The following is a 14,302-nucleotide window of genomic DNA, read 5'->3' on the forward strand; positions in this document are numbered from 1 at the left end:
CGACGTGGCGGACGGTTCCGGCGACGGGCCCGCGTCCGTGGTGCGGCCGGGGGCCGACGAGCTGGAGCGCGCCGCCGAGGCCGCCCTGCGCCCGCGGCACCTCGACGAGTTCGTCGGCCAGCGGGTCGTCCGGGAGCAGCTGTCCCTGGTCCTGGAGGCCGCCGTCGGCCGGGGCCGCGCGCCCGACCACGTGCTCCTGTCGGGCCCCCCGGGGCTCGGGAAGACGACCCTCGCGATGATCATCGCCGCGGAGCTGCACACCTCGCTGCGCGTGACGAGCGGACCGGCGATCCAGCACGCGGGCGACCTCGCGGCGATCCTGTCCTCCCTCGAGGAGGGCGAGGTGCTGTTCCTCGACGAGATCCACCGGCTCGCCCGGCCCGCCGAGGAGCTGCTGTACGTCGCGATGGAGGACTTCCGCGTCGACGTCGTGGTCGGCAAGGGCGCGGGGGCGAGCGCCATCCCGCTGGCCCTGCCGCCGTTCACGGTCGTGGGCGCGACGACCCGGGCCGGGCTGCTGCCGGCGCCCCTGCGCGACCGGTTCGGCTTCACCGGCCACCTCGACTTCTACGCCGACGACGAGCTCGAGCGCGTGTTGATGCGCTCCGCGGGCCTGCTCGGCGTCCCGCTGGCCGCCGAGGCCGCGGCGGAGATCGCCTCCCGGTCACGCGGGACGCCCCGCATCGCGAACCGGCTGCTGCGCCGGGTGCGGGACTGGGCGCAGGTCCGGGGCGACGGCACGCTGTCCCTCGACGCGGCGCGCGCGGCGCTCGCCGTGTACGAGGTGGACCACCGCGGGCTCGACCGGCTCGACCGCGCGGTGCTCACGGCGCTGTGCACCCGGTTCGGCGGCGGGCCCGTCGGGCTCACGACGCTCGCCGTGGCGGTCGGCGAGGAGCCCGAGACGGTGGAGACGGTCGCGGAGCCGTTCCTCGTGCGCGAGGGGCTCATCGGCCGCACCCCCCGGGGCCGCGTCGCGACCGCGGAGGCCTGGGCCCACCTCGGCCTCACCGCGCCCGTGCCGACGGGCACGCTGTTCGGCTGACCGCCGGACGTCCGCGGCGGGAACCCACCCCGCCCCGGACTCGTTAGGAGCCCGGAGCTGTGGCGCTAGACTGCGGCCGACCTCACACGCGATCTGGAGCTGTTCTTCGTGGACCCGACCTTCCTCATCATCCTCGTCATCGCCGTCGGTGCGATGTGGCTCATGTCGAGCCGGCAGCGCAAGATGCAGCGGCAGCAGCTGAGCTTCCGCGACAACCTGCAGCCCGGCCAGGAGGTCATGACCAGCTCCGGCATGTACGGCACGGTGGTCGAGGTCGAGGACGACGTCATCACGATCGAGTCCACCCCGGGCAACCAGACCCGCTGGATCAAGGCCGCCATCGCCAAGCTCGTGGAGCCGCCGGTCGAGGAGGCCGAGACCGCCGAGGAGGCGGGCGACGACGTCGAGTGGCGTGACGAGCCCGGCGCCGTGCCCCCGGGCCGGATCGACGTCCCGGACGACCTCTCCTCGCTCCAGCCGCCGCGGGACGACGAGGGCCCCGACAGCACCAGGAAGCCGCAGCAGTAGTCGACGGGTCCGCCGGTCCCGCGCGGCGCACGCCGCCGCCCGGGAACCGGAACCCCCCACCCGCACCGCCCGCGTGACCGCGGGCGGTGCGCGCACGAGAGAAGACGATCCGTTGGCCCCACCCACCCGCCGCCGGCACCCGGCGCGCACGCTGCTCACGCTCGCCGTCATCCTGGCCGCCGTCTTCGGCGCCGTCCTCGCGGGGACCCGGTTCTCCGACGCGACGTGGAGCCCGAAGCTCGCGCTCGACCTCGAGGGCGGCACGCAGCTGATCCTCGCGCCGGTCGCCGAGGACGAGTCCGAGGTGACGTCGGAGACGATCGCCCAGGCCATCGAGGTCATCCGCCAGCGCGTGGACTCGTCCGGCGTCGCCGAGGCCGAGATCACCAGCCAGGGCGGGTCCAACATCGTCGTGGCCCTGCCGGGCCGCCCGAGCGAGGAGACGCTGGACCTCGTCCGCACCTCCGCGCAGATGGAGTTCCGGCCGGTCCTGACGTACGGGGCCCCGGAGCCCACGGCCGCCGCCACCCCGACGCCCACCGACGGCACCGCCGCCGAGGAGCCGTCCGACGAGCCCGCGACCGAGGCCCCGGAGTCGCCCAGCGACGCCGCGTACTACGTGACGCCGGCCGTCCAGGCGCAGTACGACGCGCTCGACTGCACCGACCCGGCGAACCTCACCGGCGGGCAGGCCGGCCCCGCCGACAAGGCGCTCGTCACCTGCGACCCCGAGGGAACCGTCAAGTACATCCTCGGCCCGGTCGAGGTCGAGGGCGCCCGGATCTCGAACGCGAGCTCCGGCCTCCAGGTCAGCCAGTCCGGTGCGGTGACCAACACCTGGGCGGTGAACCTCCAGTTCGACGACGAGGGCACCCGCCAGTTCGCCGACGTGACGGAGCGCCTGCAGGGCCTGACCGCCCCGCAGAACCAGTTCGCGATCGTCCTCGACGGCCTGGTCATCTCGGCGCCGTCGCTCGCCCCCGGCGTCATCATCTCGGACGGGCGGCCGGAGATCAGCGGCTCCTTCACGCGCGAGACCGCCGCGTCGCTCGCCAACCAGCTCAAGTTCGGGTCCCTGCCGCTGAGCTTCGAGGTGCAGAGCGAGGAGCAGATCTCCGCGACGCTCGGCTCCGAGCAGCTGGAGAAGGGCCTCATCGCGGGCCTCATCGGCCTGCTGCTCGTGGTGCTGTACTCGCTGTTCCAGTACCGGGCGCTCGGCCTCGTCACGGTGGCGTCGCTCGCGATCGCGGCGCTGCTCACCTACGGCGTCATCACCCTGCTGTCCTGGACGCAGGGGTACCGCCTGTCGCTGCCCGGCGTCGCGGGCCTGATCGTGGCGATCGGCATCACGGCGGACTCGTTCATCGTGTACTTCGAGCGCATCCGTGACGAGCTCCGGGAGGGCCGCACCCTCGTCGCGGCCGTCGACCGCGGGTGGGAGCGGGCGCGCCGCACGATCCTGGCGTCCGACGCCGTGAACTTCCTCGCGGCGATCGTCCTGTACTTCCTGGCGGTCGGCTCGGTCCGGGGGTTTGCGTTCACGCTCGGCCTCACGACCCTGCTCGACCTGCTCATCGTGTTCACCTTCACCCACCCGGTGATGCTGCTGATCGCGCGGACGAAGTTCTTCGGCAGCGGGCACCCGCTGTCCGGGCTCGACCCGCGCCGTCTCGGCGCGTCGGGCGGCACCCGGTACGTCGGCCGCGGGCGGATCGCCACCGGCCGCCGCGCCGAGGCCGACGCCCCGGCCCCGGAGCAGGCCGGCCTGGACGTCCCGACGTCGACGCTCGTCGCGGCCCCCGTCGGCGCGGGCGGCACCATCGCCGAGCGTCGCGCCGCCGCGCGCGCCGCGCAGGCCGGGGCGGCCACCCCGGACGACCCGGCGCCGGACGGCCCGGCTCCCGATGACGGCACGCCCCCCGAGGACGCCGCACGACGTACCGAGGGGAGCGACGCCTGATGGCCGTCAACTTCGCCCAGTGGGGCAACGACCTGTACACGGGCCGCCGCTCGTACGACATCGTCGGCCGGCGCCGGCTGTGGTTCACGATCTCCGGCGTGCTCGTGCTGCTGTCGGTGATCCTGCTGTTCAAGCCGGGCCTGCAGCCGGGCATCGAGTTCCGCGGCGGCTCCGAGTTCACGGTGTCGAACGTGTCGACCACCGACCAGCAGCCCGCGCTCGACGCGGTCGCGGAGGTCGCGCCCGACGAGGTCCCGCGCGTCACGAACGTCGGCGCCTCGGCGATCCGCATCCAGACCGCCGAGCTCACGAACGACCAGGTCGAGCAGGTCCGCACCGGCCTCGAGGAGGCCTACGGGGTCTCGGAGGACGAGGTCGCCAGCTCCTTCATCGGCCCGACCTGGGGCAAGGACGTCTCGCAGAAGGCCCTGACGAGCCTCGTGGTGTTCCTCGTCCTGGTCGCGATCGTCATGACGCTGTACTTCCGCAACTGGCGGATGGCCGTCGCCGCGCTGGTCGCGCTGTTCCACGACCTCGTCATCACGGTCGGCGTCTACGCGGGGGTCGGCTGGGAGGTCACGCCGGCGACGGTGATCGGCTTCCTCACGATCCTCGGGTACTCGATCTACGACACCGTCGTGGTGTTCGACAAGGTCCGGGAGAACACGGCCGGCATCACCGACCAGACGCGCGCCACCTACGAGGAGCGCGCGAACCTGGCGGTCAACCAGACGCTGGTCCGGTCGATCAACACCTCCGTCGTGGCGCTGCTGCCCGTCGCGGCGATCCTGTTCATCGGCGCCTTCGTGCTCGGTGCCGGGACGCTGCGGGACATCGCGCTCGCCCTGTTCGTCGGCATGATCGTCGGCGCGTTCTCGTCGATCTTCCTCGCGACGCCCCTCGAGGTCGCCCTGCGGCTCCGGGAGCGTCCGATCCGGGAGCACACCGCGCGGGTCCTCGCGGGCCGGCGGGAGCTCGTCGCCGCGGGCGTGGGCGCGGACGCCTCGCCGGAGGAGGTCGCGGTCGCGCGGTTCACCGGTCAGGTGCGCCCCGGCGGTCACCAGGGCGTGGCCGCGCAGCCGCGCCGGAAGAAGGGGAAGCGATGACCGAGGTCACCAGCGGGGCGGACCGCTCCGAGGAGGTCGCCGGGCTCGAGGTCACCGGGCTCACCGGCGCGGCGCTCGTCTCCCGCGTCGAGCAGCTGGTGCGCGACGTGCCGGACTACCCGACGGCCGGCGTCGTGTTCAAGGACATCACCCCGCTGCTCGCGGACGGCCCCGCCTTCGCCGCGGTCGTCCGGGAGATGGCCGCGCGGGTCCCCGGGCCGGTCGACCTGGTGGCCGGCATGGAGGCGCGCGGGTTCATCCTCGCGGCACCGGTCGCGCTCGCCCTCGGCGCGGGCTTCCTGCCGGTGCGCAAGGCCGGCAAGCTGCCCGGTCCGACCGCCCGGCGGGACTACCAGCTCGAGTACGGCGCCGCCTCGGTGGAGCTGCACCCGTTCACGGTCCCCGCCGGCTCGCGCGTGCTCGTGGTGGACGACGTCCTGGCCACGGGCGGGACGGCTGCGGCGACCGTCGAGCTGCTGGAGGAGTGCGGCGCCGAGGTCGTGGGGCTGTCGTTCCTCATGGACCTCACGTTCCTGCCCGGCCGGTCACGGCTCGCCGGCCACCACGTCGACGCGCTGCTCGACGTCCGCTGACACCGGGCGGGGGACCGGCGTCGCCGGCCCGTCCGGCATCGGCGCGGCCCCCGACCGGCGGGGTCGCGCCGACGCCGTAGAATCGTGCGGATCGGCGGCTCGACCGGGGTGACCACCCCGGGCGGACCGTGACTCACAGCCGGGTGCTCCCGGCACGGCAGGAGGCGCGCATGGCGGACCAGGTCAGGACGTCGGCCCCCGACGCGCGGCCGGAGGTGCCCCCCACCACGGGCAGCACCAGCCGCGTGCGCTCCCGCCTGGCCAGGTTCGGCCAGGGCCGAGGGCCGGGGCAGTCGCCCGTGATCGAGCCGCTGCTGCAGGCCGTCCGGACCAACCACCCCAAGGCCGACCTCAGCCTGATCGAGCGGGCCTACGTCACCGCCGAGCAGGCGCACCGCGGGCAGCTCCGCAAGAGCGGCGACCCGTACATCACGCACCCGGTGGCGGTCGCGACCATCCTGGCCGAGATGGGCATGACGCCCCCGACGCTCGCCGCCGCGCTGCTGCACGACACGGTCGAGGACACCTCGTACTCGCTGGAGCAGCTGCGCTCCGAGTACGGCCCCGAGATCGCGATGCTGGTCGACGGCGTCACCAAGCTGGACAAGGTGACGTACGGCGACGCCGCGCAGGCCGAGACGGTCCGCAAGATGGTGGTCGCGATGTCGCGCGACATCCGCGTGCTCGTCATCAAGCTCGCCGACCGCCTGCACAACGCGCGCACCTGGAAGTTCGTCCCCGCGGCGTCGGCGGAGAAGAAGGCCCGCGAGACGCTCGAGATCTACGCGCCGCTCGCGCACCGCCTCGGCATGAACACCATCAAGTGGGAGCTCGAGGACCTGTCGTTCTCGACGCTGTACCCGAAGGTCTACGACGAGATCGTGCACCTCGTCGCCGAGCGCGCCCCCACCCGCGAGGAGTACCTGGCGATCGTCCGCGAGCAGGTCGGCGCCGACCTGCGGCAGTCGAAGATCAAGGCGACCGTGACGGGGCGGCCGAAGCACTACTACTCGATCTACCAGAAGATGATCGTGCGGGGCCGCGACTTCGCCGACATCTACGACCTGGTCGGCGTGCGCGTCCTGGTCGACACGGTGCGCGACTGCTACGCGGCGCTCGGTGCGCTGCACGCGCGGTGGAACCCGGTGCCCGGCCGGTTCAAGGACTACATCGCGATGCCCAAGTTCAACCTCTACCAGTCGCTGCACACGACGGTGATCGGGCCCGGCGGCAAGCCCGTCGAGATCCAGATCCGCACGCACGACATGCACCGGCGCGCGGAGTACGGCGTCGCGGCGCACTGGAAGTACAAGGAGAACGCCAAGAACGCCGGCACGGACGCCGACGGCAACGACATGGCGTGGCTCCGCCAGCTGGTGGACTGGCAGAAGGAGACGGCCGACCCCTCGGAGTTCCTGGACTCCCTGCGGTTCGAGATCGCCGACGGCGAGGTCTACGTCTTCACTCCGAAGGGCGACGTGATGGCGCTGCCCGCGGGGGCGACACCCGTCGACTTCGCCTACGCCGTGCACACCGAGGTCGGGCACCGCACGATGGGCGCCCGGGTGAACGGCCGCCTGGTCCCGCTGGACTCGACGCTGGAGAACGGCGACGTCGTCGAGGTGTTCACGTCGAAGTCCGAGACGGCCGGCCCGTCCCGCGACTGGCTGGGCTTCGTCACGAGCCCCCGCGCGCGCAACAAGATCCGCCAGTGGTTCACCAAGGAGCGGCGCGAGGAGGCGATCGAGCACGGCAAGGACGCCATCGCCAAGGCGATGCGCAAGCAGAACCTGCCGATCCAGCGGCTGCTCTCGCACGAGTCCCTCGTCGCCCTCGCGAACGAGATGCGGTACGCCGACGTGTCGGCCCTCTACGCGGCGATCGGCGAGGGGCAGGTCTCCGCGGCGACCGTCGTGCAGCGCCTCGTGCACGCCATGGGCGGGGAGCCCGGCGCCGAGGAGGACATCGCCGAGGTCGCGCGCCCCGGCCAGACCGCGCGGCGGGTGCGCACCGGCGACCCGGGCGTCGTGGTCAAGGGCGTCGACGACATCTGGGTGAAGCTCGCCAAGTGCTGCACCCCGGTCCCGGGCGACGACATCGTCGGCTTCGTGACCCGGGGCCAGGGCGTCAGCGTGCACCGGTCGGACTGCATCAACGTCGGCTCCCTGCGCGAGCAGCCGGAGCGGATGGTCGACGTCGAGTGGAGCCAGGGGAGCACCGCGCTGTTCCTGGTGCAGATCCAGGTCGAGGCGCTCGACCGGAGCCGGCTGCTCTCCGACGTCACGCGCGTGCTGTCGGACCACCACGTCAACATCCTGTCCGCGTCGGTGTCGACGTCCCGCGACCGGGTCGCGATGTCGCGCTTCGTGTTCGAGATGGCGGAACCGTCCCACCTGGCGTCGGTGCTGTCGGCGGTGCGGAAGGTCGAGGGCGTGTTCGACGTCTACCGCATCACCGGGGCGAAGGCCGCAGAGCAGCCGGTCGTCGACGCCTGACCCCGGGGGCCCGCCCGTCACGGGCGGACGCCCCGGAGCGGGCGGAGGTCCTGGAGCGCGCGGGCGGCCTGACGCACCCCGCGCCGGCCCGCCGCCGCCGCGACGTCCGACCGGACCGCGGCCAGGTCCAGCCCGGCGTCCCGGAGCCGCGCCAGCAGCGGCAGCGCCACGCCGGGCGGCTCGTCGGTCAGGAGGTCGCGTGCGGTCCGCCGCGGCGTCGTGACGCGCACGCCGGCCAGCACGACGACGTCGCGGGCGGTGAGGTCGGCGGCCGACGTCGTGCGCTCCGGGTGCGGGGCCGGGACCCGGTCGCGGCGGGTGGCGACGACGTGGACGCGGGCCGGGGCCGGCCCCCCGAGGTGCACCCACGCCGCGGCCGTCCGCCCCACGGCGCACCGGGCGGGGACGAGCGGAGCCAGCGCGGCGGCGCGCAGCAGCGGGGTCGCGGCGACGCGCCGGGGGAGTGCGACGTCGTCCCGCAGGGCGACCAGGTGGCCGTCGCGCAGCAGCACCTGCCACGCGACGTCGCCGAGGTCGGCGCGCCGCACCAGGACCGAGGCGGGGCCGCGGCGCGCGGGGCCGTCGTGAGGGGAGGGGTGGCTGCTCACCTCATGCAGGATGCCGGTCGCCCCGCGCCGTGGCGAGGGTCGACCGGCATCCTGTGGACGACGAGCGGGGTCTCAGCCGCGCGAGTCCTGCGCGGCGCGCTGCACCTGCTCCAGCCAGGCGCGGCGGGCGTCCAGCGCGGCCTGGGCCTCCGCGACCCGGCGGCTGTCGCCGCTGGCCTGCGCCTTGTCCAGGTCCGCCTGGAGCTGCGCGATCGCGCTCTCCAGCTGGGCGGCCGCCCCCTCGGCGCGGGCGCGCGTCTCCGGGTTGGTGCGGCGCCACTCGGCCTGGTCGGCGTCGCGGACCTTCGCCTCGACCGCGCGGAGCCGGCCCTCGACCCGCTGGATGTCCGCGCGCGGGACCTTGCCGGCGGCCTCCCACCGGTCCTGGATGGACCGCAGGGCGGCCTTCGCCTGGCCCAGGCCGCGCGACGGGTCGATGGCCTCCGCCTCGGCGAGCAGCGCCTCCTTGACCTCCAGGTTGCCCTGGTACTCCCGGTCGGTGGCGGCGTTCAGCTCGTCACGGGCGTGGAAGAAGGCGTCCTGCGCGGCGCGGAACCGGGCCCACAGGGCGTCGTCGTCCGAGCGGCTCGCGCGGCCCGCCGACTTCCAGCGCGCCATGAGGTCGCGGTACGCGCCGGCCGTGGCGCCCCAGTCGGTGCTCGTCTGCAGGCGCTCGGCCTCGCGGACGATCTCCTCCTTGGCGGCCTTCGCGCCGGCGTTGCGGGACTCGAGCTCGGCGAAGTAGTGCCGCCGCTCCCGGTCGAACGTGGTCCGGGCGTGGCTGAACCGCTTCCAGAGCGACTCCTCGGACGCGCGGTCGATGCGCGGGCCGGAGCGCTGCGCGTCCTTCCACTCGTCCAGCAGCGCGCGGAGCTGCTCGCCGGCGGGCCGCCACTGCATGCGGGAGGGGTCCGTGCCGGCGATCTTCTCGGCGCGCTCCACGATCCGCGTGCGGGACGCGAGGGCCGCCTGGCGGGCACTGGCGCGCTCCGCCTCGACCACGGCGCGGCGCTCGGCGGCGACGGCGCGCAGGCCCTCGAGCCGGGCGCGGAGCCCGTCCAGGTCGCCGACGGCGGCGGGCTCCGCCGTCTCCTCGGCGAGCCGGGCCAGCGTCTGGTCGATCTCCTTGACCGCCAGGTCCGCGGCGGTCAGGCGTGCCTCGAACAGGGCGACCTTCGCCTGGAGGTCCAGGAACCGGCGCACGTACAGCGCCAGCGCCTCGTCCGCGGTCGCGCCCGGGAACTGACCGACCGCGCGCTCGCCCGCGGCCTCGCGGACGTACACGGTGCCGTCCTCGTCCACGCGGCCGAACGCCGTAGCGGCCGCGGCCTCCGCGGAGTCGTCCGGGACCGGGACCACCGGGGCGACCGGTCCGGCCGGCGCGGCGTCCTGCTCCGGGGCGGTCTCCGGCGCGGGCGCGGCGTCCTCGGACGCCGGCTCCTGGGCGGGCTGCTCCTCGGCCACGGGCTCCTCGACGGACGCGGCGGGGTCGTCGGAGGCGGTCGCGTCGACGGACCCGGCCTCCTCGGCCGACGCGGGCACCTCCACGGGTGCGGCCGCGTCGTCGGACTCGCCCTCGGCGACGGAGGGTGCCTCGTCGACGGACGCGGCCTCGGCCACGGCCTCCTGGGCGGGTGCGGTCTCCGGAGCGGCCTCCGCCGCTGCCTCGTCCGTGCCGGTCGTCTCGGTGGGGACCGGGTCCGTGGCGACCTCGTCCGCGGGCGCCGTGGTGGGCGTCGGCGCGGCGACGGTGGCCTCGTCGCTGTCGTGCGAGCGCTGCTGCTCGTCGGGCGTCTCGGTCACTGGGTCTCCACTCCCTCGATGGTGACGGGGGTGGCGGGGGTGCCGTCGGAGGCACCTCCGGTCACACCCGCGTCAGCGACTGCCTGCACCACGTCGAGGCCCGACGTGATGCGGCCGAACACGGTGTAGCCGCCGGCTTCGTCCGACGGGATGGTCGAGTCCTCGTAGACGAGGAAGAACTGGCTCCCCATCGACTCGGCGTTCCCGCCCTGCCGGGCCATGGCGATGGTGCCGGCGGGGTAGACGTCGTCGGCCGGCGCGTTCTCCACGGGGCCGAACGAGTACCCCGGGCTGCCGGTGCCGGTGCCCGTGGGGTCACCGCACTGCAGCACGTAGATGCCGGAGGTGACGAGCCGGTGGCAGCCGGTGTCGTCGAAGTACCCCTCCTGCGCGAGGGTGACGAAGTTCGCGACCGCCTGCGGCGCCGCGGCTCCGTCCAGCTCGACGCCGATGTCGCCCTGGCTGGTGGTGATGGTGCCGGTCCAGGTGCGGCCTTCGGCGAGCGCGGCGTCGGGCAGGACGCCGCCGTTGCCCGTGCGGGCGGCCGGGGTGGTCGCCGCGGTGCTCGGCGTCGGCGCGGCGTCCGCGGCGGGCTCGTCGTCACCGGTGAGCAGCAGCGCGGCCGTGACGCCGACGCCCAGCACCAGCACGCCGACGACCCCGCCGGCGATGATCTGCTGGCGGCGACGGCGCGCGCGCTTGGCGTTCAGGCGCTCCTGCCACTTCTCGTACCGGCGGCGCTCGTACTCGCGCTCGCGCTTGCTGGACGGCACGCACACTCCTCGGTCTCGTCGTCGGCGGGGACCGGCCCCCGCGTGGGGTCGCGGGAGCGCCAGGCTCCCGTGCCCGCCCGACAGTCTAGGCAGCCACGATGCCCTGGGCGCTCACGCACGCCGGGGTCCGCGGTTCCCCGGCGCGGCTAGCGTGGCGCCGTGCGCATCTTCGGCCTGACCGCCCCCGTGTTCGCGGCCACCTGCTACGTGGTCGCCGCCGACGACGGCACGTGCGTGGTGATCGACCCGGGCGGGGGTGTCGCGGACGCGGTGACCCGCACCGTGACCGGCCACGGGCTGCGCCTCGCCGGCGTGCTGGCGACCCACGGGCACGCCGACCACGTCTGGGACGCGGGCCGGGTCGCGGGCGCGGCAGGGGTCCCCGTGCGGGTGCACGCGCGGGACGCCTACCGGCTGGCGGACCCGCTCGGGACGCTCGGCGCGGGACCCGGGGGCGTGTCGTCCGGGCTGCGCGCGGCGGTGCGGGACGCGGGCCTCGACCCCGACGCGTTCGACGCGGGCGAGGTCGAGCCGTTCGGGGCGGGCGACGACGCGCGGACCCCGGACGTCGAGCTGGTGCTCGGCGGGGTGCGGCTGCTCGCCCGGCACGCCCCGGGGCACACGGAGGGCTCCACGCTGTACCTGCTCGACGCCGGGGACGAGCAGGTGGCGTTCACGGGCGACGTGCTCTTCGCCGGCACCGTCGGCCGCACCGACCTGCCCGGTGGCGACCCGTCCGCGATGGCCGCGACGCTGCGCGAGGTGGTCGCCGCGCTGCCCCCGGGGACGCACGTGCTGCCCGGCCACGGGCCTGCCAGCCGCGTGGACGCGGAGCTGGCCACCAACCCGTACCTGGCAGGATGACGCGCATGGCACGTCCGACTCCTCTGTCCGGTTTCCCCGAGTGGCTCCCCGACGGCCGCGTGGTCGAGCAGCACGTCCTCGACACGCTGCGGCGCACCTTCGAGCTCCACGGCTTCGCCGGCATCGAGACCCGCGCGGTCGAGCCGCTGGACCAGCTGCTCCGCAAGGGGGAGACCTCCAAGGAGGTGTACGTCCTGCGTCGCCTGCAGGAGGAGAAGGACGACACCGGGTCTGCCCCCGAGGCCGACCGCTCCGGTCAGCTCGGCCTGCACTTCGACCTCACCGTGCCGTTCGCGCGGTACGTGCTGGAGAACGCCGGGCACCTCGCGTTCCCGTTCCAGCGCTACCAGATCCAGAAGGTCTGGCGGGGCGAGCGGCCCCAGGACGGCCGGTTCCGGGAGTTCGTGCAGGCCGACATCGACGTCGTCGGCTCCGGCGACCTGCCGTACCACTACGAGGTCGACCTGCCGCTGGTGATGGCCGAGGCGCTCGGCGCGCTGCGGGAGATCGGCGTCCCGCCGGTGCGGATCCTGGTGAACAACCGCCGCGTCGCGGAGGGCTTCTACCGCGGGCTCGGGCTCACCGACGTCGACGCGGTGCTGCGCGGCATCGACAAGCTGGACAAGATCGGCCCGGACCGGGTGGCCGACCTGCTGGTGGCGGAGGCCGGCGCGACGCCGGAGCAGGCCCGCGCCTGCCTCGACCTCGCGGGGATCTCCGGCGGCGACGCGGGCGTGGTCGACCGCGTCCGGGAGCTCGCCGCCCGGCACGGCGTCGAGTCGGAGCTGATGGACCAGGGCCTGGCCGAGCTGCGGCAGCTCGTCGAGGCCGCGGCGGTGCGCGCCCCCGGCGTCGTCGTCGCCGACCTCAAGATCGCCCGCGGCCTCGACTACTACACGGGCTCGGTGTACGAGACGGTGCTCGTCGGCCACGAGCAGCTCGGCTCGATCTGCTCGGGCGGCCGCTACGACACCCTCGCCTCCGACGGCGCCCAGACCTACCCGGGCGTCGGTCTGTCCATCGGGGTGTCCCGGCTCGTGTCGCGGCTGCTGTCCGCCGGTCTGGTCCGGGCGACCCGTCCGGTGCCCGCCGCGGTGCTCGTGGCGGTCACCTCCGAGGAGAGCCGGACCGCGTCCGACGCGGTGGCCACGGCGCTGCGGGCCCGCGGCGTCCCCGTGGAGGTCGCGCCGACCGCGGCGAAGTTCGGCAAGCAGATCCGGCACGCGGACCGGCGGGGCATCCCGTTCGTCTGGTTCCCGGCCACCGAGGACGGCGCGGCGGACCAGGTGAAGGACATCCGCTCGGGCGACCAGGTCGACGCCGACGCCGCCGCGTGGGCGCCGCCGGCCGAGGACCTCTGGCCGCGCGTGGTCCCCGCGGAGGGCTGACCGGGCGCGCCGGCCAGGCCCGCTGACCAGGCCGGTTGCCACCGGGTCGAACACGTGTTCGAATCGGTGCATGCGGTGGGACGGGCAGAAGGTCGCGGTCGGGGCCGCCGAGGCGCTGCCCGGGCTCGCGCTCGCCGGGCACCAGAGGTCCGTGCGGACGCCCGAGTTCGCGGGGGTCACGTTCCACGAGGTGCACGCGAAGTCGGCGCTGAACAAGGTGCCCGAGGCGTCCGCGATGCCGTTCCGGTGGACGGTGAACCCGATGCGCGGGTGCCTGCACGCGTGCACGTACTGCTTCGCCCGCCCGACCCACGAGTACCTCGGGCTCGGCCCCGGCGAGGACTTCCAGACGCAGATCGTGGTGAAGACGAACGTCGTCGACGTGCTGACGGCCGAGCTGCGCCGGCCGTCCTGGGGCCACGAGCACGTCGCGCTGGGCACCAACACCGACCCGTACCAGCGCGCCGAGGGCCGGTACGCCCTCATGCCCGGGATCATCGGCGCCCTGGCGCACTCGGGGACGCCGCTGTCGCTGCTGACCAAGGGCACGCTGCTGCGCCGTGACATCCCGCTGCTCACCCAGGCCGCCACCGAGGTCGGGGTGAGCGTCGCGGTGTCGCTGGCCATCGGTGACGAGGAGCTGCAGCAGGCGATGGAGCCGGGGACCCCGACCCCGCGGGCGCGGCTCGCGCTGGTCCGGGCGGTGCGCGACGCGGGGCTGGAGTGCGGCGTCCTGGTCGCCCCGGTGATGCCCTGGCTGACGGACTCGACGGCGCACCTCGACGGGCTGCTGCGCGACCTCGCGAAGGCCGGCGCGTCGTGGGTCACCGTCATCCCGCTGCACCTGCGCGGGCCCGTGCGGCCGCTCATGCTCGCGTGGCTCGCGGAGCACCGCCCGGAGCTCGTGGCGAAGTACCGGCGGTTGTACGGCAACGGCGCCTACGTCCCGGAGGAGTACCACCGCTGGCTGAAGGACCGGCTGCGGCCGCTGCGCCGCCGGTACGGGCTGCACGGTCCGGGCGCCGCGCCGGTCGAGAGCGCGCCCGTGTCCGCCTCGCCCTGGCGCGTGCGGCCGGCGGCCGAGCGCGAGACGCCCGCCGGTGCGCTGCCCGGGGTGGTGCAGCCGGCGCTGTTCTGAG

Annotated in this window: 12 protein-coding genes; 9 read left to right on the forward strand and 3 right to left on the reverse strand. The window is 74.7% G+C overall.

The window, feature by feature from the left end; genetic code table 11:
- The first annotated feature begins 4 nt into the window (after positions 1-4).
- From ruvB to QNH85_RS00635, 6 genes are all read left to right on the forward strand, one after another.
- The gene (gene ruvB, locus QNH85_RS00610; protein WP_282944332.1) at positions 5-1,045 is read left to right on the forward strand and encodes a Holliday junction branch migration DNA helicase RuvB; all 1,041 of its coding nucleotides are present in this window, start codon (positions 5-7) and stop codon (positions 1,043-1,045) included.
- 108 nt (positions 1,046-1,153) lie between these two features.
- Complete coding sequence (gene yajC, locus QNH85_RS00615) at positions 1,154-1,573, forward strand: preprotein translocase subunit YajC (RefSeq protein ID WP_282943865.1); 420 nt, start codon at positions 1,154-1,156, stop codon at positions 1,571-1,573.
- A gap of 112 nt (positions 1,574-1,685) precedes the next feature.
- Complete coding sequence (gene secD, locus QNH85_RS00620) at positions 1,686-3,533, forward strand: protein translocase subunit SecD (RefSeq protein WP_282943866.1); 1,848 nt, start codon at positions 1,686-1,688, stop codon at positions 3,531-3,533.
- On the forward strand, positions 3,533-4,639 hold the full coding sequence (gene secF, locus QNH85_RS00625; RefSeq protein WP_282943867.1) for a protein translocase subunit SecF: 1,107 nt from the start codon (positions 3,533-3,535) through the stop codon (positions 4,637-4,639). Before secD ends, secF begins: the two co-directional genes overlap by 1 nt.
- On the forward strand, positions 4,636-5,232 hold the full coding sequence (locus QNH85_RS00630) for an adenine phosphoribosyltransferase (protein WP_282943868.1): 597 nt from the start codon (positions 4,636-4,638) through the stop codon (positions 5,230-5,232). Before secF ends, QNH85_RS00630 begins: the two co-directional genes overlap by 4 nt.
- A 170-nt stretch (positions 5,233-5,402) precedes the next feature.
- Positions 5,403-7,727 (forward strand): RelA/SpoT family protein, encoded by a 2,325-nt coding sequence (locus QNH85_RS00635; protein ID WP_282943869.1) that lies wholly within the window; start codon positions 5,403-5,405, stop codon positions 7,725-7,727.
- A gap of 17 nt (positions 7,728-7,744) precedes the next feature.
- On the opposite strand, the gene QNH85_RS00640 is transcribed toward QNH85_RS00635, so the two are convergent.
- The 3 genes from QNH85_RS00640 to QNH85_RS00650 all read right to left on the reverse strand — a co-directional run bounded on the left by QNH85_RS00640 (position 7,745) and on the right by QNH85_RS00650 (position 10,911).
- Positions 7,745-8,335 carry a hypothetical protein gene (locus tag QNH85_RS00640; protein ID WP_282943870.1) on the reverse strand — a complete coding sequence of 197 codons (591 nt, stop codon included), beginning with the start codon at positions 8,333-8,335 and terminating at the stop codon, positions 7,745-7,747.
- Between the two features lie 72 nt (positions 8,336-8,407).
- A complete protein-coding gene (locus QNH85_RS00645) occupies positions 8,408-10,138 on the reverse strand; it encodes a DUF349 domain-containing protein (protein WP_282943871.1) in 1,731 nt (576 codons plus the stop codon).
- On the reverse strand, positions 10,135-10,911 hold the full coding sequence (locus QNH85_RS00650) for a peptidylprolyl isomerase (RefSeq protein WP_282943873.1): 777 nt from the start codon (positions 10,909-10,911) through the stop codon (positions 10,135-10,137). The genes QNH85_RS00645 and QNH85_RS00650 overlap by 4 nt, the downstream gene beginning before the upstream one ends.
- A 159-nt stretch (positions 10,912-11,070) precedes the next feature.
- On the opposite strand from QNH85_RS00650, the gene QNH85_RS00655 reads away from it, so the two are divergent.
- The 3 genes from QNH85_RS00655 (at position 11,071) to QNH85_RS00665 (ending at position 14,301) form a co-directional block, all read left to right on the forward strand.
- Positions 11,071-11,775 (forward strand): MBL fold metallo-hydrolase, encoded by a 705-nt coding sequence (locus QNH85_RS00655; protein ID WP_282943874.1) that lies wholly within the window; start codon positions 11,071-11,073, stop codon positions 11,773-11,775.
- Positions 11,776-11,780: 5 nt separating this feature from the next.
- Positions 11,781-13,163 (forward strand): histidine--tRNA ligase, encoded by a 1,383-nt coding sequence (hisS, locus tag QNH85_RS00660; RefSeq protein WP_282943876.1) that lies wholly within the window; start codon positions 11,781-11,783, stop codon positions 13,161-13,163.
- Between the two features lie 70 nt (positions 13,164-13,233).
- Positions 13,234-14,301: an Rv2578c family radical SAM protein gene (locus tag QNH85_RS00665; RefSeq protein ID WP_282943878.1), complete on the forward strand. Its 1,068-nt coding sequence runs from the start codon at positions 13,234-13,236 to the stop codon at positions 14,299-14,301.
- The last annotated feature ends 1 nt before the right edge of the window (position 14,302 follow it).

This window comes from Cellulomonas endometrii, assembly GCF_949769265.1.
GTDB classification, from domain to species: Bacteria; Actinomycetota; Actinomycetes; order Actinomycetales; family Cellulomonadaceae; genus Cellulomonas; species Cellulomonas endometrii.

Coding starts and splice junctions, on each gene's coding strand:
- secF (WP_282943867.1), top strand. CDS start 3,533: ATGGCCGTCAACTTCGCCCAGTGGGGCAACGACCTGTACACGGGCCGC.
- QNH85_RS00630 (WP_282943868.1), top strand. CDS start 4,636: ATGACCGAGGTCACCAGCGGGGCGGACCGCTCCGAGGAGGTCGCCGGG.
- QNH85_RS00635 (WP_282943869.1), top strand. CDS start 5,403: ATGGCGGACCAGGTCAGGACGTCGGCCCCCGACGCGCGGCCGGAGGTG.
- hisS (WP_282943876.1), top strand. CDS start 11,781: ATGGCACGTCCGACTCCTCTGTCCGGTTTCCCCGAGTGGCTCCCCGAC.
- QNH85_RS00665 (WP_282943878.1), top strand. CDS start 13,234: ATGCGGTGGGACGGGCAGAAGGTCGCGGTCGGGGCCGCCGAGGCGCTG.